The organism is Pedobacter sp. CAN_A7, assembly GCF_015752175.1.
GTDB lineage: Bacteria > Bacteroidota > Bacteroidia > Sphingobacteriales > Sphingobacteriaceae > Pedobacter.
Window position 1 is genome coordinate 549397 of sequence record NZ_JADOUW010000001.1, and the last position, 21238, is coordinate 570634.

The following is a 21238-nucleotide window of genomic DNA, read 5'->3' on the forward strand; positions in this document are numbered from 1 at the left end:
GTCTTTAATAATCGGCAATAACAGCCTTGTTGTAATAGGCATCAATTTCTTCTTTCGAAGGCGGTGTTACCGGTCGCACTAAACGCATTCCAATAAAGGGTGCTTCTGGAAACCACCAATTGCTTTTAGGAATTTGAGGGTCTATTTGTTTCCATAATGGATCTGATGCTAAACGTGCAGCAGAACGTAAATCACTTGCGGGATCATCATAAGAACCGCCACGGATCACATGTGAATAGAGCTGATCAGGCACCACTATAGGGTCACTTACTTTACTGTTTGTTTTTGAATAAGCATCATTTGCATACTGATCAAATGTCCACTCGGCTACATTACCGTGTAAATCAAATATGCCCCATTTATTTGGCTTTTTCTTGCCAACCTCATGTGTTTTACCACCGCTGTTATCCTTGTACCAGGCGTAATCAGCTAATTGAGCTACATCATCTCCATAAGTATATTCATGTGTACTCCCTGCCCTGCTGGCATATTCCCATTCAGCCTCTGTAGGCAGGCGATAAAATACGCCAGTCCTCGCATATAACCACTTACAAAACTGTATAGCATTGTAATGCGTCATCGCTAAGGCAGGATGATTTTCTTTCCCCATACCAAAAGTCATGTCCAGATAGGGTTTTGTTGGGCGGGTTACAGCATCAACTTCCGCAGGGATGGGCCCGGTACTGTTTAAAGTTTCGTAATCCTTATACAAAAAGGGTTCGTAAATATCCCAGGTTACTTCAAAAGTACTCATCCAAAATGGTAAAATCTTGACTTCCCGAAGCGGTTGTTCATCTGGTTTCCCTTTTTTGCTTCCCATTACAAACTGTCCGGAGGGAACCGGATGCATGCTAAATTTTAAGGAAGTACCGTTAATTTGTTGCAAATAAGGCTTTCCTTTCTCCTGAGCCGGAGAAAGGAAAGCACTAATGAGGATCGGAAAGGTTAAAAATATTCTTTTAACGTTCATGTTTGAGTTAATATAGTTACACTACTAAGTAACTGCAAATAAGTATTAATATCCAGGATTTTGTGTCAAATCTTTGTTTCGATTGATTTCGTCGCGACTAAAAGGTCTGAAATAGATCTTATCTTCCCATTTACGATTCTCTTGTGCAGTTTCTACTGTTGGAGTATAGGTATAGGTATATACTGCCGGATCGTAACGGTAAGGAGCGGTCTTGGTTTGTCCTGCTTTAAATTTACCAGATACCTTGATATAGGTTGTTTTACGGCCTAAAACTTCAGGAGCAATCATCCAACGACGCGTATCATGGTAACGCTGTTCTTCATATACCATTTCAATACGGCGTTCCTGACGGTAAGCATTCCTTAATTCTGTTTGAGAACTTACCGTAAGTGCAGGCATACCAGCACGGAAACGGATGCGGTTTAACCAAAGTAATGCCTGATCCAATTCATTCAGTTCGATACTTGCCTCTATATAGTTAAACGCAGCTTCGGTATACCTGAAGAAAGGCCATGGAACAAATTGAGGCTGGTTAGCATCTGCAATATTTGGATCTGAATCAATAAATTTGTGCATGTAATAGCCGGTCCAGCTACCATTCCAGTTTTCAATAGAGCTTCCTCGGGTATCTAAGCCTTTAAAGTTAATCAATTTACCATCTTCAATCAGGTCGTAATCACCAGTTTGAATTTGGTTTGCCGGATCAACATTACCTGATACGATGTTGCGTGGTTTCCAATCCGCTCCATCATACAAAATGGTGGCATAAAAACGCGGATCACGATTTTGGTACGGTGCAGCTTTATGTGTAGGATTGGTCCAGCTGAATTTAGTGCCGTCAACCATTTCATAATCGTCAACCAATAAACCTACAGGTGTATTTCCAGCCCAGTTATGGTAACCATTGGGGCCGTTAGCACGGCCTAAACGCATATCACTGCGGTCAATAAAATACCTAGCCAGGATTAATTCAGAAGCAGCGGAGGCATCAATGCCTGGGGCTTTACTACCACCCCCCATAGCCATGCTTTTGTAATTCATTTCACCTTCTTCTGCACTAACTGGAGCAGAAAGTGTCATTTTATAACCTGTACCAGCATCTAGAACCGCTTTAGCAGCTTGCTGGGCAGCTCTCCATCTGGCCGTTCGATCACCTGTTAAATAACCCAAAAACTCAGGATTAGCATAGCTGGAAATAACTGTCGACTTAACTTTAGCTGTTGGGATATCATGCAAATCACTTGCAGCATATAACAATACGCGAGATTTTAATGCATTAGCTGCAATTGCAGAAGTTCGTCCTTTTGGTAGCGCTTTCCCGTTTAGCAAGGTAGCAGCGGCATCACAATCTGCCACAATAAGGTTTACACACTCTTCATAAGTAGCACGCTTCACTGCGAAATCGTCATTTAAAGCATAGCTCTTTTGTATAAGTGGTACACTTGCATAAAAACGAACCAATTGCTGGTAAAAATAGGCACGCAAAAAGTGGGCTTCGCCCAAAAGTTGATCTTTAATGTTCTGATCCGCAATTCCATTTTCGCCACCTTCAGACAAACGCTCAATAGTGATGTTACAGGCACGGATTCTGTTATACATTGCGTTATAACCCCAGGTATCATTAACCCAACCCAACGTTGTTGCATTAATAATACTGGCATTAACCAGGTCAATCCCACGATTCGGGTGCGTAAACATAGATTCATCGGATACAGAAGAAAGCATTTCCTCTGAAAACCCGCCAACACCTAATCCATTATATAATTCGGTAACGAAAGCCTGTGCCAGAGCCGCATCATTCCAGACCAATTCAGCCGAAATCTGATTAGGAGGTGTTACTGACAGAAAATCCTTTTTACATCCGGCAGAAAGCGTGACGATAAAAATGAAAATAAATATAGTGGTGCTTTTAATAATCGGTTTCATATGATGATTTTTTCTAATTCTATACATAACTAAAAAGTTGCCTTGATACCTGAGTTAATTACTCTTGCCTGAGGATAATATTGTGCACTGGAGTTAGTAGACTCAGGATCCCAAATTTTTATTTTATCAAGCGTAAACAAGTTTAAAGCGTTAACATATACCCTTAAAGAACTCAATCCGATTTTCTTACCTAAACCTTCAGCAAGCGTATATCCAAGTTCTACATTTTTCAACCTGATGTAGTTATTGCTTCTGATCCAGTAAGTATTATTTGCCGCATTGTTGGTATCGGTAAAATAGGTTTGTCCACGGTTCGATAATCGAGGGAACTCATTACTCGGATTATCGATTGTCCATCGATTGATGTACGACCATTCCAAAAAATTACCAATATCACCAGATTCTGTAAGTCCGACAATCTGAACACCACCTGTTGCACCTTGAACTAATGCAGAGAAATCGAAGTTTTTATAACCAAGGTTCAAGTTAAAGCCACCGGTAAAAGTTGGTGTACTTGTTTTACCAAGCCTTACTTTATCATCACCATTCAGAATTCCATCCCCATTAATGTCCTTAAACTTCATGTCACCTGGAACAAGTTTTCCAGAAAAAGCACGATAGTCTAAATTGGTGGCATCTATTTCTGCCTGATCTCTGAAAACACCGTCATATTCATACACCAATTGTGATCCAGTTGGCATACCTGTAGAGCGTTGCCATTCTGGTGCACCTGGCGTTTCATCCCAGAAAACAATTTTGTTTTTAGAGTAACCACCGTTAATGCTCACACCATAGTTAAATTCACCAGCACGATCGTTCCAAGAGAACTTGAATTCAAAACCCCGGTTATCAACTTTACCTAAATTCACTGGAGGCAATTTGTCGGTAATACCAGAACTTCCAGGGATGGAGTTTCCTCTGGCAATTAAAATATTGGTACGTTTATTATAAAACCCGTCTAACTCCATGCTTAGTCTGTTATCAAGGAAGGATGCATCCAAACCTATGTTGGCGTTGTTTGCCACTTCCCAGCCAAAATCCAAGTTAGGAACACGATTTTCAAAAACTGTTTGTGTAAGCTGATCGTTGATCACGTAGTTACCAAAACCCATGGTACTTAAGTACTGGTATTCAGCCAATGCATCACCAAAATAAGCTTCTGCGCCCATTTGTCCCCATGACGCCCTCAATTTTAAATTATTCACAAAACTTACGTTATCCTTGAAGAAAGGTTCTTCAGACAGCCTCCAACCCACAGATACGCCAGGAAAGAAACCGAAACGTTTATCTTCCGGGAAAATATAAGAGCCATCTACCCTCCATAAAAATTCAGCAAGATATTTCTCTTTATAGTTGTACCCTACACGACCGAAATAACTTAAGCGGGCTCTGTTAAACAAGTTATTTGGCGTACCGGTTGGATTTCCAACAGTTTGCTCACGGTCGCTACCTGCAAGAAGTTCTTGTAAAGCGGTAGACAGAAAATACCTGCGCGATGCAGTAAAACCATCATTGTTCACTTTCTCTTTGGTCACACCAGCCATCAGGTTAAAACTATGATCCGCTATCTTTTTGTCATAGTTTATCATACCCATTAGGTTGATGGCTAATTGCCCACCTGCGGTTTCAGATAAACTGGCATCCGTACGTTCTGAACGGACAGAGCCTGTTAGCAATGGCGATACACCATCCGCTTCAAAGGTTTTTTTGTCCCAGTAGTAAAGTGTCCAAGGTTTTTGCCAACGTTTCTGACGACCGGAAAATTTATCGATCGAAGCTGTACCAGTTACCGAAAGTCCCTCTACCCAAGGTATTTTAATGTCAATTTTACCAGTAGATTGAAAATAATCCCTTGTATCTCTGTTATACCCAGATAAATCAGTTGAAACCACATAAGGGTTAAAACCATATTCAATATCTGGTCCTGGTAATCCATTTGGCCAAACCTCTATTTCAGTTGGTTTACCACGCATTAACATCCTGAAAATATCACCTGCACCAACTGTTGGAAAGTTACGCACTTCTTCTCTGCCTGTAACCCCTAAAGTAGCTGTAATATATTGGCTAAGTTTAGCTTCCAGGTTGATTCTCATATCATATTGCTGGTAGCCCGTAGCTGATTTTTCATAATAACCGTCCTGATCCAGGTAACCTAGGGAAACCAGGTATTTGATGTTTTCCGCACCACCGGTAATTTGAACATTGTGGCGTTGTTGCGGTGACCATTCCTTTAATGTGGTACCAAACCAGTCCGTGTTAGGGTAACGCAATGGATCGCTACCATCAGCCAGCTTTTGCATCTCGTCCGGACGGTAAGCAGCATTGATGGTATTACCATTATCTGCACGCACATATGATCCAGTTGATTTAAATGCATCCCAGGCAGGTTTCCATTCACTAACAGGTAAATCAGCACCGAAAATATTTAACTCATTTAAAATCTCAGCATATTGAGAAGAGTTTGACATTTTTGGTGTCCTGGTTGGTTGTTGTAAGCCATAGCTAAAATCGTAAGAAAACTGAGGTTTACCTGTTTTACCTTGTTTAGTGGTAATCAGGATAACACCATTCGCTGCCCTGGAACCATAGATCGCTGCAGATGCATCTTTTAACACAGAAACGCTTTCCACATCATTTGGGTTAATCCGCTCTAATCCACCAGCACGGTTAGGTACACCATCAATCACAATCAAGGCGTCATTATTTCCAAGGGAGTTTACCCCACGGATTCTGATGGTTGATCCATCATAACCAGGCTCTCCACTAGCTTGTAACGCCGTTACTCCAGGTAGTCTTCCTGCTAAGGAGTTAGACAAGTTAACTGTTGGCGTTTTAGCCAGTTCCGAACCTTTTACAGCCGTTACTGCACCCGATACCACAGCTTTTTTCTGCGTACCGTAACCTACTACAATAACTTCCGACAATTCCTGACTAGTTTCTAAAAGTTTAACAGGCAGCGTGGTTTGGTTATTTACAGCTACTTCTTGGGTAACAAAACCCATGTAAGAGAAAACAAGGGTTCCATTAGCTGGCACCTGAATGGAAAACCGTCCATTTTGATCTGTTGAAGTAGCTACTTCTGCGCCTTTTAATTTCACACTTACTCCTGGAATCCCGCTGCCTTTCGAATCTACAACCTGCCCTTTAACAATGATGTCTGCTCTTATAGATTTTATGACAACCAGGTCGTCTTCAAGCGCTTCGTACTTTAAGCCTGTCCCGTTTAAGATAAATAGCAATGCATCCGAAATCAGGATGTTATTTTCAACAAGTGTAATGTTTTTGTTTAGGGAGATATCGTTCTCATTATACATCAAGCGTATATCACCTTTCTTCTCTAAAGTCACTAAGGCCTCTTTTAACTTTACATTTTTCATGTCAAGGTTAACCCTTGTCTTTTGAGAAAACGTTTTAGCAGATACTTGGAGGCAAATGAGAAACGATAAAACAAATGTCCAGTTCATCATTAATATTAATCTTTTATTAGAAAAGTGGTTATAGAGAACATCATGGTTTAGTCCTTTTTTTTTCATAAAATTGTTAATTTTCTAGGTTTAAAATCTGTTCGTAGCAAGCAAGCTACGGTGTGGTTCTGAGGGAGCTTCTCTGCTCCTTGATCTAATAGATGATTACTTCATTCGCGAGGAGTTTAAATTTAAAAGGTTTGATTAATTGCATTGCTGTTAAAGCTTCTTTTATATCTTCATTTTTAAGGACACCTGTAAAACGATAGCTTTCAGGAACTGAAGCCTGTATGGTAACTTTTAGTTCATACCAGCGTTCAAGTTTGGGTTTTAAATCTTCAAAAGATTCATCCTTGAACACCAATAAGCTATCTTTCCAGGCTACCTCTTCGATATACTGCATCTCACCAATCCGCATTGGTTGTATCTTTTCAATGGTTAAGGTCAGGTCGGGATGTTTAAGATTTTTTTGAGAATTTGAAAGTTCGGAGGTCTTATTATCTTCTATCGCAAATTTCTCCGAAGGATTCAATAAAATTTTTTGTTTAGGACGTGAATGCACTAATAATTCAATAGCACCACGAATTAAAGTAGCTTCAGACTTCTTATCGACAAGATATGCTCTTACGTTAAAAGAGGTTCCCAATACTTTTACGGAGAATTTTTCAGTACGTACAATAAAGGGATGTGATTGATGATGCGCGACATCAAAAAATGCCTCACCTATTAAATAAACTTTACGTTTCGGTTTATCATTTAGGTCGGCAGGATAAGAAAGTTTACTATTGGCATTCAGCCATACCAGGGTGCCATCAGGCAACGTTACCTTTTTACGTACCCCCTTTCCAGCTACAATATCTATAGTTGTTCCTGGAGTGTTATCATGGTAAAAATAAAGTAAGGAAAGTAAAGTTATTGCCAGCAGGAATACTAAACTTCCAATAAGCTTTTTCTTCCTATTAAATTCGCTGGCATATTTTGAGCGGTGAAGCTGGTAAGCTTTTTCGGCATCCACTGTTTCGCCTTCAATAGCTGTAGACTGTGTCCACACCTGAGCCAAAAACTCTTCATAATAGACCGCATCCGGAAAACGCATCATTAATTCGCGAAGCTCTTCTAACTCGCGATGGCTCGCCTCACCAGCCATTTTACGGGCCAGTAATTCCAAAATCTTGTTTTTATCCATACGGATCCCGAAAGTTTATACTGGTTATATAGGTAAAGACAATAATTACTATGAAACTCCCTAGTGCAGCAAAAAATATTTTTACCTCAGGTTATATTCAACTTGCAAAAGCACCGTCAGCTTTTTTACAGCTGTGACTAAATGTGCATCAACTGTTTTAATCGAGATATTCATAATTGCTGCAGTTTCTTTATAACTACATCCATCTTCTTTGATGAGTTTAAACACCATTTTACATTGCTTGGGTAAGCTGTTAATGGCAAACTGAAGTTTTTCTTTTAATTCTCCGTTTATGAGCGATTGCTCCGGATTTAAATCGCTTAAAACAATATCGAGTTCAAGTTCGTCGATAGCGATCAATTGATGACTTTTATTTTTATTTAAGACATTAAGCGCCTGATTGCGAGCCATCACAAACGCATAAACCTTAATATTCCGAATGGAGAGTAATGCCTTCCGATTTTTCCAGAGGGTAATCATCACATCATTAGCTACTTCTTCTGCCTGTTCTCTTGATTTTAACAAGGAAAAGCTAAATCCGAGCAATGCAGGATATAAATATTTGAAAAGTTCCTTATAAGCTTGCTGACTGTTATACAAAGAAATCTGATTGACAAGATGGCTCAAGTCAGGTGAGTGTATTTGCATAGGTTTACAATTGGTTAATCCAAAATAGAGAATTAATACCGAGTAAACAACTATACCTCCATCAATAAAATTGCATTTGTGTTCCCTTGTTGCACGGCAAGGTCCACAGCTGTCAGTCCACGCTTCTCTTTAATATACAAGTCAGCACCCTGTTTCACCATAATATCCACCAGCTCATCGCGGCCGAAGAGAACGGCAAACATCAAGGCGGTGCCGCCATTGGCATGTTGTAAATTTAAGTCAGCACCATGGGCAATGAGCATTTCGGCAATTTTGGGATAGCCTTTAAAACAAACGCCCATCAGGGCCGTGTTGCCACCTTCATCCTGGATGTTAACATCGGCCTTTGCTGCTAATAAAAGTTGAACAGACTCCGCCTGATCATTGTAACTTGCAATGATCAGGGGAGTAAAACCTTTGGTGTCCTGAGTATTTACGTCGGCCCCATCGGCTATTAAAGTTTGCAGCAAGTCTACATCACCTGTTCTTGCTGCATGAAAAAGTTGATCGTTCGGGTACGCCATTCCTAAGCTGTTTAACTTTGTTACCACAACAATGATGGGTTAATAAGGTCTGCTTTCACGACTTTCCTCTTCTGCCTGCACCACTGCATCATGTGAACCTGTGGTACCCAAAGGACCTTTGTCTTCGTCAGTAACTGTTGAATTGGCTAAACCTTCTTTTACCCTGCGGCCATAATCAGCATCACATTGCATAAACAGCTCAATCATTTTATCCTTAATCACCTGGTTAGCGGTGGCCAGGGTATTGACTAAATTGTTAATCAGTTCATCACGTTCCCAATCCTCAAAGTTCCGATAGGTTTCACCCGCTTGTTGAAAGTTATTTTGTTTCTCAATTTTCTGGCGAACCAATGCCGCATGGTACAAGGGAGTATGGTCTTTCCCTGGGCGTTGCACTTCCTGAGGCCCTCCAAGGTTAGAAGGCTCATAATTTACATGAGGATTGTTCATTTTATCACCGCCCTGGTTATATGCCATTTGCCCATCTCGTTGGTTGGTATGCACTTTAGATTTAGGCGCATTGATTGGCAATTGCAGGTAATTGGTTCCTACGCGGTAGCGTTGTGTATCTGAATAAGAAAATGTTCTTCCCTGCAGCATTTTATCATCCGAAAAATCCAGACCATCAACCAGAACACCTGTACCAAAAGCAGACTGTTCTACTTCCGCAAAATAATTCTCTGGGTTTCTATTTAAGGTCATTTTACCAACTGGAAGCCATGGAAACTGTTCCTTAGGCCATATTTTAGTATCATCCAATGGATCAAAATCAAGTTCAGGATGTTCACCATCCTCTATAATCTGCACATTAAGTTCCCATTCCGGGTAGTTGCCATTTTTAATCGCATCATATAAATCCTGCGTGGCATGGTTAAAGCTCTTGCCCTGTATTTCATTGGCCTGTTCCTGTGTCAGGTTTTTAATACCCTGAAGCGGTTCCCAATGGTACTTCACTAAAACACCAACACCTTCACTATTGACCCATTTATACGTATTCACACCAGAACCCTGCATTTGGCGGTAATTGGCTGGAATACCCCATGGCGAAAATAAAAATGTAATCATATGCATGGCCTCAGGGGTGTTGCTAATGAAGTCAAACTGTCGCTCACCATCCTGTCGGTTGGTTACCGGATCGGGTTTAAAGGCATGAATAAAATCAGGGAATTTAAGGGCATCACGAATAAAAAAGATCTTCAGGTTGTTACCCACTAAATCCCAATTTCCATCATCGGTATACATCTTAACTGCAAAACCTCTGGGGTCACGCAGCGTCTCTGGCGAATGCCCACCATGGATCACGGTAGAAAAGCGCACAAAGCAATCCGTTTGTTTGCCCTTTTCCTGTAAGAAACGGGCGCGTGTATATTTTGATATAGGCTCATCACCTACCTGTCCATAGGCTTCAAAAACGCCATGTGCACCAGCACCCCGGGCATGAACAACACGCTCAGGCACCCGCTCCCTATCGAAATGCGACATCTTTTCCAAAAACTGATAATTCTCGAGTGTTGCAGGTCCCCGACTTCCAACGGTTCTTAAGTTTTGGTTATCGTAAATAGGATGGCCATTCCGGGTGGTTAAATTATCTTGTTCGCTCATAACAAATGATTTAGGTTGATCACTAGGTTAAAGATAACAAAATTACAACACCATAAAAAGTGAAAAATGACAATAAGTTTCTCCACATTACAACCGGCTTTAAATCAATTCCCTGAAACTTTTAAGCAAGCTATAAATCGTTATTCTTGTAGAATGTGGAAAACTCAAGACCACATGGCCGCTACATTACTAATAAATTTGACTACTCTATTTTACACCTTATGGCTACATCATCATCAACTAAAAACAACAAACATACTGGCAAAGGGCTTCCCTTCCAACGCTACTTCACAAAAGAAAATACGCCTGTTTTTGACTTATTTACCTACGAAAAGCGTAGTTCTGTCATTCGGAATCCTGCAGGTGATGCCGTATTTGAAATGAACAATGTCGAAGTACCAGCATCCTGGAGCCAGGTGGCAACAGATATCCTTGCACAGAAGTACTTCAGAAAAGCAGGTGTACCCCTGCCCGATGGCAGTACGGGCGGCGAAAGCAGCATCAAACAAGTGGCACACCGTATGGCGGCCTGTTGGAAACAATGGGGCGAGCAGCACCAGTATTTTGCTTCTGCAAAAGACGCCTCCATTTTCTACGATGAATTAGTATATACCATCGTTGGGCAAATGGCAGCACCTAACTCTCCACAATGGTTCAATACAGGTCTGCATGCCTCTTACCAGATTACCGGCAAACCACAAGGGCATTATTATGTAGACCCACAAACTGAAGAATTAAAAAAATCAACATCAGCCTATGAACGCCCTCAACCACATGCCTGTTTTATCCTGTCGGTAAGCGACGACCTGGTAAACGATGGTGGTATTATGGATCTTTGGGTACGCGAAGCCCGTATCTTCAAATATGGCTCCGGTGTAGGCACCAACTTCTCTGCCATTCGCGGAGAAAATGAAAAACTCTCCGGTGGTGGTTACTCTTCCGGCATCATGTCCTTCCTTAAAATCGGCGATCGTGCTGCCGGAGCCATCAAATCTGGTGGAACTACCCGTCGTGCCGCTAAAATGGTGTGTTTAGACATGGATCATCCCGAGATTGAGAAATTCGTTAATTGGAAAGTAGAAGAAGAGAAAAAAGTAGCCGCGCTTATTGCTGCAGGTTACGATTCCGACTATGAAGGCGAAGCCTACCGCACCGTTTCCGGGCAGAACTCCAATAACTCCGTTCGTATTCCCAATGCCTTTTTCCAGGCAAAAGAAAAAGGAAACAACTGGGATTTAATCGGCCGTGTAAAAGGCAATGTAGTAAAAAGTATTCCCGCAGAAAAACTATGGCAGGATATTGCTTTTGCTGCCTGGGCCTGTGCAGATCCGGGTGTACAATATGATACGACCATCAATGAATGGCACACCTGTCCGGAGGGTGGACGCATCAATGCGTCTAACCCCTGTTCAGAATATATGTTCCTTGATAATACCGCTTGTAACCTGGCGTCCATTAACCTGGCCCATTTCTTTGACCCTAAAACCCTTACGTTTGACGTCAAAGGCTTCGAACATGCCTGCCGCATCTGGACAGTTGTGCTTGAAATTTCTGTTTTAATGGCACAGTTCCCTTCCAAAGAAGTAGCACAGCTTTCCTATGATTACCGTACCCTTGGCCTAGGTTATGCCAACCTGGGTTCCATGCTTATGGTGGCCGGCATCCCATATGATAGTGATAAAGGACGTGCCATAGGAGGTTCCATTACGGCAATTATGACTGGTACGGCTTACGCCACCTCTGCCGAACTTGCCGCAGCACTAGGTACTTTTAAAAGATTCCCAGAAAACAAAGAAAACATGTTGCGGGTAATGCGCAACCACCGTTATGCAGCCTATAATGCCAATGAATATGAAGGATTGGAGATTGCGCCACCCGGACTAGACCCAAAATTCTGTCCAGACTACCTGCTTTCTGCAGCCTGTAACGCCTGGGACAAAGCTGTAGAACTGGGTGAGCAACACGGTTACCGCAACGCACAGACAACGGTCATCGCACCCACAGGCACCATTGGCCTGGTGATGGATTGTGATACCACAGGTATAGAACCTGATTTTGCATTAGTCAAATTTAAGAAACTTTCGGGCGGTGGTTACTTTAAAATCATCAACCAGGGTGTGCCAGCAGCACTGCGTAACCTGGGTTACAGCGAAAGCGAAATTACCACCATTGTTAATTATGCTAAAGGCGCTGCCACCCTACAAGGTGCACCTCACATTAACTTTGATACCCTTGCTAATAAAGGACTTACCCTCGATGAGTTAAACAAAATCGAGAAGTCCCTTGCGGCAGCCTTCGAGATAGGTTTTGTGTTTAACCAATGGACATTAGGCGAGCCTTGCCTGCAAAGACTAGGTTTTACTGTTGCGCAATATAACGCGGCAGACTTTAACCTGCTGCGTGCACTTGGCTTTAACCGCCAGCAAATCGCTGATGCCAATGAGTACATCTGTGGTACCATGACCATCGAAGGTGCGCCATATTTAAAAGAAGAACATTACGCTATATTTGACTGTGCCAATAAATGCGGACAAAAAGGAGAGCGTTTTATCCATGCGCATGGACACATCCGTATGATGGCTGCTGCTCAGCCATTCCTTTCCGGAGCCATTTCTAAAACCATCAACCTGCCCAATGAGGCAACAGTGGAAGACGTTAAAGACTGTTACCAGATGAGCTGGGCATTAGGTTTAAAAGCCAATGCACTTTACCGCGATGGCTGTAAACTTTCTCAACCCCTTTCCACCAAGTCGGCAGACTCCAAAGAAGACCAGCTGGACACCGTAGAAGAAGTATTGGGTAAGGCCGGCAATGTACGTTTGGGCGATCTTACTCCCGAGCAAGTATTGGAAGCGGCACGTGCGATCCTGGAGAAATCAACTGACACCAAGTTCAAACGCCAGCTATCTTCGGTAGTCGAACGTAAAAACCTGCCTGGTAAACGTGGTGGGTTCACACAAAAGGCCTCTGTTGGCGGACAAACAGTGTTTGTACGCACCGGGGAATACGAAGATGGTACACTTGGCGAAATCTTTGTTGACATGCACAAAGAAGGCGCAACATTCCGTTCGCTGATGAACTGTTTTGCCATTGCCGTTTCCGTTGGCTTACAATATGGTGTACCCTTAGAAGAGTTTGTCGATAAGTTCACCTTCACCCGTTTTGAACCTTCAGGCATGGTAGGTGGCCATGATAACATTAAAAGTGCCACCTCCGTAATCGATTATATCTTCAGGGTATTGGGTTACGAATACCTGGGCCGCGAAGACCTGGTGCATGTACTCAATAACCATAACGCTATTTTGGGCAACCCACAAATGGCCGATGAGGATATCAATCCTGCACCAGTGGCTTTGCAGCAGGAAAGCGCAGCAAAGGTATTCAAACCAGTACTAGACATTTCTGGTGGCGGACAATCTGATGCACCTGCTTGTGGCAACTGTGGCCACATCATGGTAAGATCCGGCACCTGTTACAAATGTTTAAACTGTGGTACACAAGGTGGTTGTGCATAATCATCATTAAACCAAAACATGAGGATGAACTGATTAGTTAACAATAAAGGCCTAAGGTAACTCAACCTTAGGCCTTTATTGTTATATGATTGAGATAATCAACTGAAATACTGATATTAAATAATTTATCATTGAAGTACCAGCACCTCACCTAGATACATTGAATTTGACAGGAAGCCTAAGGTATTGACCGATTCCATGAAGAGGTAAGCATGAATAGTGTATCCACCAAAACTGGCTGGAAGCATCACTGTATAATCCCGGTCTGCCCTGGTTGCTACCCGCATTAGATTCACAAAACGTTGCAATGCCATACAGTAAATCAGCACCGTAACGAGGTCCCGTGGATGCTCCAATTTATCCCGGTCACCCTGATAATCCCAGCTGAACACGATCCTCCTCTGCGTCCATCCTTCAACCGATGCAATCTTTGGCAATGCCCTGCTACCACGACTAAAGCTAAGTCTGGAATAGTCCAGTTGACTGTCTGGCGACGTTCCTTTAAATGCATGTTTTAAGTTATAGGCCATGGCCAGGTTCATGGCCGTCGGTGTAACACAGGCATCTGAAAACCCGATGTCAATCACTGAACCCACCTTACTCAATAATTGACTCAGCAGCCTGAACTTCATTTGCTGATCCAACTGTTCCTGACTGGGTGCTTTACTGGTTTTACGAGGAATCCCACGCATCACATCAAGGCCACGCCAGCGCACCCCAACTACCGCACCAGTCTTTTTTCGAAATCCACCAAGGATCCCACGTTTAATAATTCCCATGTTTGTAATAACAAGTTTTCAAATCTGTTGATTCGTGCTTTACCATGGAGTTCCCAAGGGTAATAGCACCATACAAATAGAAGAAATCAATGGGTACAGGTTAGTACCTGGGATATGGTACCCTGCGTGTTAAGAGCTTAGTTAAACGGCAGAATAAGCTGCAAATCAAGAAAATTATTCGGCGGCTGGGAGTAAGCAAATCATATCCAACTTACCCACATAGCCTATAAATAAACCAGCAATTCTAAAATAGACTCAGAATTATATAATTTTTTGACAAGATTCTGTAAGTCTAGCCATAAAAGTTAACCTATCTTTGGCAGATCATTGTGCTATAACCTCATGAAAAGAATACTGTTATTACTTCTGGCCTTTTTTTACATGGGTATTGCTCAAGGGGCAGAAGTATATTTTCATTATTGCATGGGCGAGTTAGTCGAATTAGGCTTAACAAAAACAAATCCGCCATCTTGTGATTTTTGCGGCATGACTGCAAACGAAGCCAAAGAAAAAACCTGCTGCAAACAAGATTCCAAAACACTAAAGGTCGATAACATTCAAAAAATGGCCACAAGCCATTTTCATTTCGAGCAGGCACCAGTTATTCTCTTAAAAAACATCATTTGGGAGGCAAGAAACTTGGCTATTCCCATAGAATTGGGTAAAGGATCTTTAAGCCATGCACCTCCAAAAGTGCAGGACGTCCCCGTCTTTATCCGTAACTGTACTTACAGAATCTGATTCCCTACCACTAACATACACTTTCGTGTATAGGTTATCGCCTCGCTTTAACCTGATTATAAATTATTATTTATAACCTCATCATTCGCTATTCAATTTCTTGCAGCTCCTCCTATGGTCTATATTTTTAGCCCATCACCTGCCCTGTTTTTCAAGGGCACAAAAGGTGCTAACTGAAAGCCTGCGGTTAATTGCCATTAGCGTCAATGATTGAACAAAATCACATGGTACACAAATTAATAGAATGGTCACTTAGGAATAGGTGGATCGTACTGATGCTCGCTACCGGAATCTTTATTTGGGGCATCTTTGCCATCAAAAAGAACCCTATAGACGCTATACCTGACCTGTCAGAAAATCAGGTCATCGTTTTCACAGAATGGATGGGCAGGTCGCCGCAGTTAATAGAAGACCAGGTTACCTATCCACTGGTTACTAATCTACAGGGTATTCCTAAAATAAAATATGTTCGTGGCTCCTCCATGTTTGGGATGAGCTTCATCTATGTCATTTTTGAAGACGATGTAGATGTTTACTGGGCAAGGGAGCGTGTAATGGAGCGTTTAAGCACGATATCCAGCACCTTACCAGAAGGCGTTTCTCCTCAATTAGGCCCCGATGGAACCGGCGTTGGCCATATTTTATGGTACACCCTTGATGCACCAAATACAGACCTTGGAGAGCAACGCGCTATTCAGGACTGGTATGTAAAATTCGCTTTGCAAAATGTTGCCGGTGTAAGTGAAATTGCCTCCTTCGGGGGATTTCAGAAGCAATACCAGATTGCGGTAGACCCAAATAAATTACTTTATTACAAACTAAGTATTCCCGAAGTCATTGCGGCGGTGCGTGCCAATAATAATGAATCTGGGGGGAGGAAATTTGAAATGAGTGGTATTGGTTATATCATTAAAACTTCTGGTTACCTCAAATCCCTGGAGGAAATCAGCAACATCCCGATAAAAACACAGAATGGAACCCCAATCAAAGTGTCGGATGTGGCGGCTGTACAAATGACCGGTGAAACCAGGCTTGGCATTTTCGATCAGGATGGTGAAGGAGAACGGGTTGGTGGCATTGTGGTGATGCGCTATGGAGAAAATGCTGCTGAAGTAATTGAAGGCGTTAAAGCCAAAATGAAAGAGGTCGCAAAAGGTTTGCCTGAAGGGGTGAAATTTGATATCGTTTATGATAGAGGAGAATTGATCCAGGAATCTGTAGACTCCATTACCACCACTATCATTGAAGAAATGATTGTAGTATCCCTGGTGGTCATCGTCTTTTTATTTCACTGGCGCAGCGCAGTCAGCATCATTATCCAAATCCCAATTACTATTGCAGCCAGTTTTATCTTATTAAATGCCTTCGATATCTCCTCCAATATCATGTCCCTAACCGGAATTGCACTTGCCATTGGGGTCATCGTCGATAATGGCATTGTGATGAGTGAAAATGCTTACAAACACTTGTCCGAACGCTATGAACTGTGGCAAAAAGAACAACAAAAAACAAATGAGCTATGAGAACCTGGTTTAACAAATTATTCAAAAAAAGTCCCGACTGGATTTCCGAAGAGGAAAGATTGAAGGTGATCGAAAAGTCTAGCAAACAGGTATCCAGAGGGGTGTTTTTTGCCACGGTAATCATTATTACTTCATTTCTTCCGGTGTTTATGCTTACCGGACAAGAAGGAAAAATGTTCCACCCACTGGCCTTTACAAAGACTTTTATCATGATCGTGGATGCCTTACTCGTGCTTACGCTGGCACCGGTGTTGATTTCCTTTTTTATGAAGGGAAAGTTTAAGCCAGACCATGCCAACCCTGTGAACAGGTTCCTGGAGAGATATTATGAACCTGTAATCAGAGGGGTATTAAATTGGCGTAAAACAACCATAGCCATTAATATCATTGCTTTGCTGATTACCATTCCCCTGCTCAAAAATCTGGGTACTGAGTTTATGCCGGCACTGGACGAACAAAGCATTCTATTTATGCCGGTAACCCTGCCTGATGTTTCCAATAATGAGATTAAACGCATCTTACAGGTGCAAAATAAAATTATTAAATCAGTACCTGAAGTTGACAAAGTGTTAGGTAAGGCTGGTCGTGCCAGCACAGCAACAGATAATTCGCCCATGAGCATGATCGAAACGATCATCATGCTCAAACCAAAAGCACAATGGCGCGAAGGGATGACTAAAAAAGACATAATTGATGAATTAGACAAAAAGCTCCAAATCCCCGGGGTGGTCAACGGCTGGACGCAACCCATCATCAACCGTATTAACATGTTAGCCACGGGTATCCGTACAGATGTGGGTGTAAAAATATATGGACAAAATCTAGATACGATTGCATCGGTTTCCGAAAAGGTAAAAAAAGCACTGGAAGGCACCAATGGTGTGGCAGACCTGTATGTAGATCCCATTACCGGGGGCAAATACCTGTCTGTTGATGTGAAACGTGGAGAATTGGCCCGTTACGGTTTAACGGTAGACCAGGTTAACCAAACTGTGGAATCAGCCTTAGGTGGTGCTACCATTGGTAATACCATTGAAGGAAGGCAACGTTTTTCCATCAGCGTACGCTTAGGGCAAGCGTTCAGAAACAGTGTAGAAAGCATCAAAAGGATTCCTCTGCAATCATCCACCATGGGAGAAATCCCCTTGTCGGCAGTAGCGGATATCCGCTTTGAGGATGGACCCCCGATGATTAATTCAGAAAACGCCTTGTTAAGAGGCGCGGTGATGTTTAATGTACGCGACAGGGATATGGGAAGTACCGTGAATGAAGCGATGGAAAACTTAAGTAAAACCGATGGGATTTTACCTGAGGGCTATTTCCTGGAGTGGAGCGGCCAATACGAGAACATGATCCGTGGCCAGCAAACCTTATTATGGATTGCCCCTATTGTACTGGTTATCATTTTCTTTTCCCTGTATTTTGCCTTTAATTCCATTAGAGAGGCCTTTCTAAGCCTGATCACTGTGCCATTTGCACTTATTGGTGGCGCTTATATCATCTATATCTGGGGAGTAAGTTTATCAGTTGGCGTAGCCGTAGGCTTTATTGCCCTCTTTGGTATTGCCGTAGAAACAGGTATTGTGATGGTGATCTACTTAAATGATGCCATGAATCAACTGATCAAAGTTAAGGGCAATTCGTCGGAGACCATAAGCAAGGAAGACCTGCGCGAATATGTGGTTAAAGGCGCAGCCAAACGCCTTCGTCCAAAATTGATGACCGTTTGTGTGTCCTTATTTGGATTGATACCCGTGTTATGGGCAACTGGTGTAGGTGTAGATGTGATGCTGCCCATCGTATTGCCCATGATTGGAGGCGTATTGACTTCCTCTACGCATATTCTGCTGGTTACGCCACTCATCTTCCTCATGTCAAAAGAATACGAATTAAAGAAATACGGAAAATTGGAGGTGCATGATGCTCAACATTAAAAAGTACGTGCTGCTACTGGCCATGTTGCCCGTACAGCTTTACGCCCAGCAACAGACAGTGCCATTAGATACTGTTTTAAATCGAATAGCTAATAATAACCTGCTGCTGCAGACCTATGCGCTGAAAGCTGAAAGCTATAAACATAAAGCCAATGCCGGTACGGCATGGATGGCTCCCATGGTGGGTGTTGGGACTTTTATGACACCCTATCCGGGACAGCAGGTCATGGAGAATGGCGATAAGGGATCGCTCATGCTGCAATTGGAACAAGAAGTGCCCAACCCATGGAAACTCCAGGCACAGAAACGGTATGAAACTTCTAAAGCAGCGGTGGAACTGGCAGGGCGTGCAGTTGCCCTGAATGAGTTAAAGGCGCAGGCGAAATCCTTGTATTACACCTGGATTTTAGCCAGTCAGCGCATCCAGGTGCTCCAGGCGAACGACAAGATCATGCAGATGATGAAAAAAATCGAGCAGATCCGTTATCCCTATAACCAGTCGCAACTCTCCGGTGTGTTTCGGGCCAATGCAAAAATCGAAGAAAACAAAAACATGATCAGGATGCAACAGGGCGACATCGCAAAAGCCAAAGCCTGGCTAAACAGCCTGATGAACCTTCCAGGGAATCATGATCTGGAGATTGACACTACCTATGTCCCGCAGTACACCGCGGAAGCAAGGATAGACACCCTCCTGCTTGCAGGCCAGCGAAAAGACATCCTTCAACTAGAAGAAAACATACGATCCATGAAGTTAGGCGTTGATGCCATGAAAGCGCAAAGTAAACCAGATTTTAAAATAAGGTTTGATCACATGGCCCCCTTAAGCAAGATGATGCCTAATTCGTATAGCGTGATGGGCATGATCAGTATTCCAATAGCACCATGGTCTTCCAGGATGTATAAATCAGAAGCAAAGGCCATGGGTTATGAAATTCAGGCCATGGAGAAAGAACGGGAAGGAATGCTTCAGGAAAGCCAGGGCATGTTAACCGGGATGCACTATGAAATATTGTCCATGCAGAAAAGAATACTGGCGATGGAGGAAACAATTGTACCTGCATTAAAAAAAGCAATGGATGCAGACTTCGTCAATTACCAGGAGAATAAGTTACAGCTTCCAGCGGTCATTAGTTCATGGGAAGCTTTGACCATGATGCAAATTGCTGTACTCGATGAAAAAACAAAATTATATAAAATGATCGTTGATTATGAAAAAGAATTATATCGTTAGGCTGTTATTGTTTTTCACCATCAGCTTAGCTGTAGCTGCCTGCAGGCAAAATGATCAGGCACAGGAGACAAGCGCACCTTTACATGCGAAAAGAGATACCAGCTTAAATTACCTGTTAAAACCAGTAAATGAGCAGGTCATTGCTAGCATCCCCATCATCTCGGCGAAGGAAGGCGCAAGTATTTACGTTCGCGAGGTACAAGGCCGTATCGCCTATGATACCCGTAACCAGATCAGCCTGGCCAGTCGCGTATCAGGGCGCATCGAAAAACTGCACATTAAATACAATTATCAGCCGGTAAAAAAAGGACAGCTGCTGATGGAAGTTTACTCCCCAGACCTGGCGGCAGCCCAACGGGAACTGCTGTTGATCAAGGGTTATGGAAACGAGGACGGCATGCTGGAAGCTGCAAAACAACGATTAATGCTTCTTGGCATGGATGAAACACATATCCGTAAAGTATTACGGACAGGTCAGATATCTTACCGCATTCCGGTCTACAGTCCAGCAACAGGATTTATTCTTGAAAAACAGGCGGCAGCCATAGCGGCTCCCGCGCCTGCACCATCTTCATCTGCTGCAGGTTCAGGAATGGATGGTATGAACTCAGGTGCTGCCCAGCCGAACATGGCAGCCAGCCAAAACCCGGCGACTCAAAACACTTCGGTCATGATTCGTGAGGGTCAATACCTCAGTGCCGGACAAAATGTATTCACCATTTACCGAAGTGGAAATCTGGTCGCAGAATTTTCCTTAACGCCTGAGGTAGCCGCAAAGGTAGATCAACAAGCTAAGGTTCTCATCCAAAGAACTGCTCAAAAAGAACAAACCCTCACGGGGAGAATTGGATTAATACAGCCGGTTTTCAATGCAGGGGAGAACTTTGTACTCGCCAGAGTTTACTTAGAAAACAGTGGACTGCAGCCTGGAGCGTTAGTTACCGGACAGATCCCATTTCTAGCAGAAAAAGGATATTGGTTACCCAAAGAGGCCGTGGTTTCCATAGGCAACCAGTCGGTCGTTTTTAAAAAGGAAGGACGTGTTTTTATTCCTAAAACAGTAAAAACCGGCATAACCCAAAACAACCAGATACAGGTTTATGACGAGGTTATCGGATGGGACCTGGCCAGGAACGCGTATTATTTAATTGACAGTGAAAGTTTCATCAAAGCATCAACAAAGGAAATGTAA

The 21238-nt window shown here is 42.7% G+C and carries 13 protein-coding genes and 1 pseudogene; 6 read left to right on the plus strand and 8 right to left on the minus strand.

The window, feature by feature from the left end; all coding sequences use genetic code 11:
• Positions 1-4: 4 nt before the first annotated feature.
• From IWX76_RS02575 to IWX76_RS02605, 7 genes and pseudogenes are all read right to left on the minus strand, one after another.
• Complete coding sequence (locus IWX76_RS02575; RefSeq protein ID WP_196858288.1) at positions 5-970, minus strand: formylglycine-generating enzyme family protein; 966 nt, start codon at positions 968-970, stop codon at positions 5-7.
• 45 nt (positions 971-1015) lie between these two features.
• The gene (locus IWX76_RS02580) at positions 1016-2896 is read right to left on the minus strand and encodes a RagB/SusD family nutrient uptake outer membrane protein (protein ID WP_196858289.1); all 1881 of its coding nucleotides are present in this window, start codon (positions 2894-2896) and stop codon (positions 1016-1018) included.
• Positions 2897-2925: 29 nt separating this feature from the next.
• On the minus strand, positions 2926-6429 hold the full coding sequence (locus tag IWX76_RS02585; protein ID WP_196858290.1) for a TonB-dependent receptor: 3504 nt from the start codon (positions 6427-6429) through the stop codon (positions 2926-2928).
• An 85-nt stretch (positions 6430-6514) separates the two neighbouring features.
• Positions 6515-7546 carry a FecR family protein gene (locus tag IWX76_RS02590; RefSeq protein WP_196858291.1) on the minus strand — a complete coding sequence of 344 codons (1032 nt, stop codon included), beginning with the start codon at positions 7544-7546 and terminating at the stop codon, positions 6515-6517.
• A gap of 81 nt (positions 7547-7627) precedes the next feature.
• Positions 7628-8194 (minus strand): RNA polymerase sigma factor, encoded by a 567-nt coding sequence (locus IWX76_RS02595; protein WP_196858292.1) that lies wholly within the window; start codon positions 8192-8194, stop codon positions 7628-7630.
• Positions 8195-8244: 50 nt separating this feature from the next.
• The gene (locus IWX76_RS02600; protein ID WP_196858293.1) at positions 8245-8718 is read right to left on the minus strand and encodes an ankyrin repeat domain-containing protein; all 474 of its coding nucleotides are present in this window, start codon (positions 8716-8718) and stop codon (positions 8245-8247) included.
• Between the two features lie 39 nt (positions 8719-8757).
• Positions 8758-10302: pseudogene (locus IWX76_RS02605) on the minus strand (catalase); the annotation flags it as partial.
• A gap of 173 nt (positions 10303-10475) precedes the next feature.
• On the opposite strand from IWX76_RS02605, the gene IWX76_RS02610 reads away from it, so the two are divergent.
• Positions 10476-13835: a vitamin B12-dependent ribonucleotide reductase gene (locus IWX76_RS02610; RefSeq protein WP_334641037.1), complete on the plus strand. Its 3360-nt coding sequence runs from the start codon at positions 10476-10478 to the stop codon at positions 13833-13835.
• Between the two features lie 128 nt (positions 13836-13963).
• Here IWX76_RS02610 and IWX76_RS02615 read toward each other — a convergent pair whose 3' ends face one another.
• Positions 13964-14614 carry a DUF6266 family protein gene (locus IWX76_RS02615; protein ID WP_196858295.1) on the minus strand — a complete coding sequence of 217 codons (651 nt, stop codon included), beginning with the start codon at positions 14612-14614 and terminating at the stop codon, positions 13964-13966.
• 342 nt (positions 14615-14956) lie between these two features.
• On the opposite strand from IWX76_RS02615, the gene IWX76_RS02620 reads away from it, so the two are divergent.
• The 5 genes from IWX76_RS02620 (at position 14957) to IWX76_RS02640 (ending at position 21238) form a co-directional block, all read left to right on the plus strand.
• Positions 14957-15355, plus strand: coding sequence for an HYC_CC_PP family protein (locus IWX76_RS02620; RefSeq protein WP_196858296.1), 399 nt, complete (start codon positions 14957-14959; stop codon positions 15353-15355).
• Between the two features lie 224 nt (positions 15356-15579).
• The gene (locus IWX76_RS02625; RefSeq protein WP_196858297.1) at positions 15580-16878 is read left to right on the plus strand and encodes an efflux RND transporter permease subunit; all 1299 of its coding nucleotides are present in this window, start codon (positions 15580-15582) and stop codon (positions 16876-16878) included.
• A complete protein-coding gene (locus IWX76_RS02630) occupies positions 16875-18812 on the plus strand; it encodes an efflux RND transporter permease subunit (RefSeq protein WP_196858298.1) in 1938 nt (645 codons plus the stop codon). Before IWX76_RS02625 ends, IWX76_RS02630 begins: the two co-directional genes overlap by 4 nt.
• On the plus strand, positions 18796-20046 hold the full coding sequence (locus tag IWX76_RS02635) for a TolC family protein (protein ID WP_334641041.1): 1251 nt from the start codon (positions 18796-18798) through the stop codon (positions 20044-20046). The genes IWX76_RS02630 and IWX76_RS02635 overlap by 17 nt, the downstream gene beginning before the upstream one ends.
• A complete protein-coding gene (locus IWX76_RS02640) occupies positions 20024-21238 on the plus strand; it encodes an efflux RND transporter periplasmic adaptor subunit (protein WP_196858299.1) in 1215 nt (404 codons plus the stop codon). The genes IWX76_RS02635 and IWX76_RS02640 overlap by 23 nt, the downstream gene beginning before the upstream one ends.

What these genes read in the sequence shown, in the direction of transcription:
- IWX76_RS02585 (WP_196858290.1), bottom strand. Translation starts at nt 6,429, where the DNA reads ATGAAAAAAAAAGGACTAAACCATGATGTTCTCTATAACCACTTTTCT.
- IWX76_RS02615 (WP_196858295.1), bottom strand. Translation starts at nt 14,614, where the DNA reads ATGGGAATTATTAAACGTGGGATCCTTGGTGGATTTCGAAAAAAGACT.
- IWX76_RS02600 (WP_196858293.1), bottom strand. Translation starts at nt 8,718, where the DNA reads ATGGCGTACCCGAACGATCAACTTTTTCATGCAGCAAGAACAGGTGAT.
- IWX76_RS02590 (WP_196858291.1), bottom strand. Translation starts at nt 7,546, where the DNA reads ATGGATAAAAACAAGATTTTGGAATTACTGGCCCGTAAAATGGCTGGT.
- IWX76_RS02580 (WP_196858289.1), bottom strand. Translation starts at nt 2,896, where the DNA reads ATGAAACCGATTATTAAAAGCACCACTATATTTATTTTCATTTTTATC.
- IWX76_RS02635 (WP_334641041.1), top strand. Translation starts at nt 18,796, where the DNA reads ATGATGCTCAACATTAAAAAGTACGTGCTGCTACTGGCCATGTTGCCC.
- IWX76_RS02620 (WP_196858296.1), top strand. Translation starts at nt 14,957, where the DNA reads ATGAAAAGAATACTGTTATTACTTCTGGCCTTTTTTTACATGGGTATT.
- IWX76_RS02640 (WP_196858299.1), top strand. Translation starts at nt 20,024, where the DNA reads ATGAAAAAGAATTATATCGTTAGGCTGTTATTGTTTTTCACCATCAGC.
- IWX76_RS02595 (WP_196858292.1), bottom strand. Translation starts at nt 8,194, where the DNA reads ATGCAAATACACTCACCTGACTTGAGCCATCTTGTCAATCAGATTTCT.
- IWX76_RS02575 (WP_196858288.1), bottom strand. Translation starts at nt 970, where the DNA reads ATGAACGTTAAAAGAATATTTTTAACCTTTCCGATCCTCATTAGTGCT.
- IWX76_RS02630 (WP_196858298.1), top strand. Translation starts at nt 16,875, where the DNA reads ATGAGAACCTGGTTTAACAAATTATTCAAAAAAAGTCCCGACTGGATT.
- IWX76_RS02625 (WP_196858297.1), top strand. Translation starts at nt 15,580, where the DNA reads ATGGTACACAAATTAATAGAATGGTCACTTAGGAATAGGTGGATCGTA.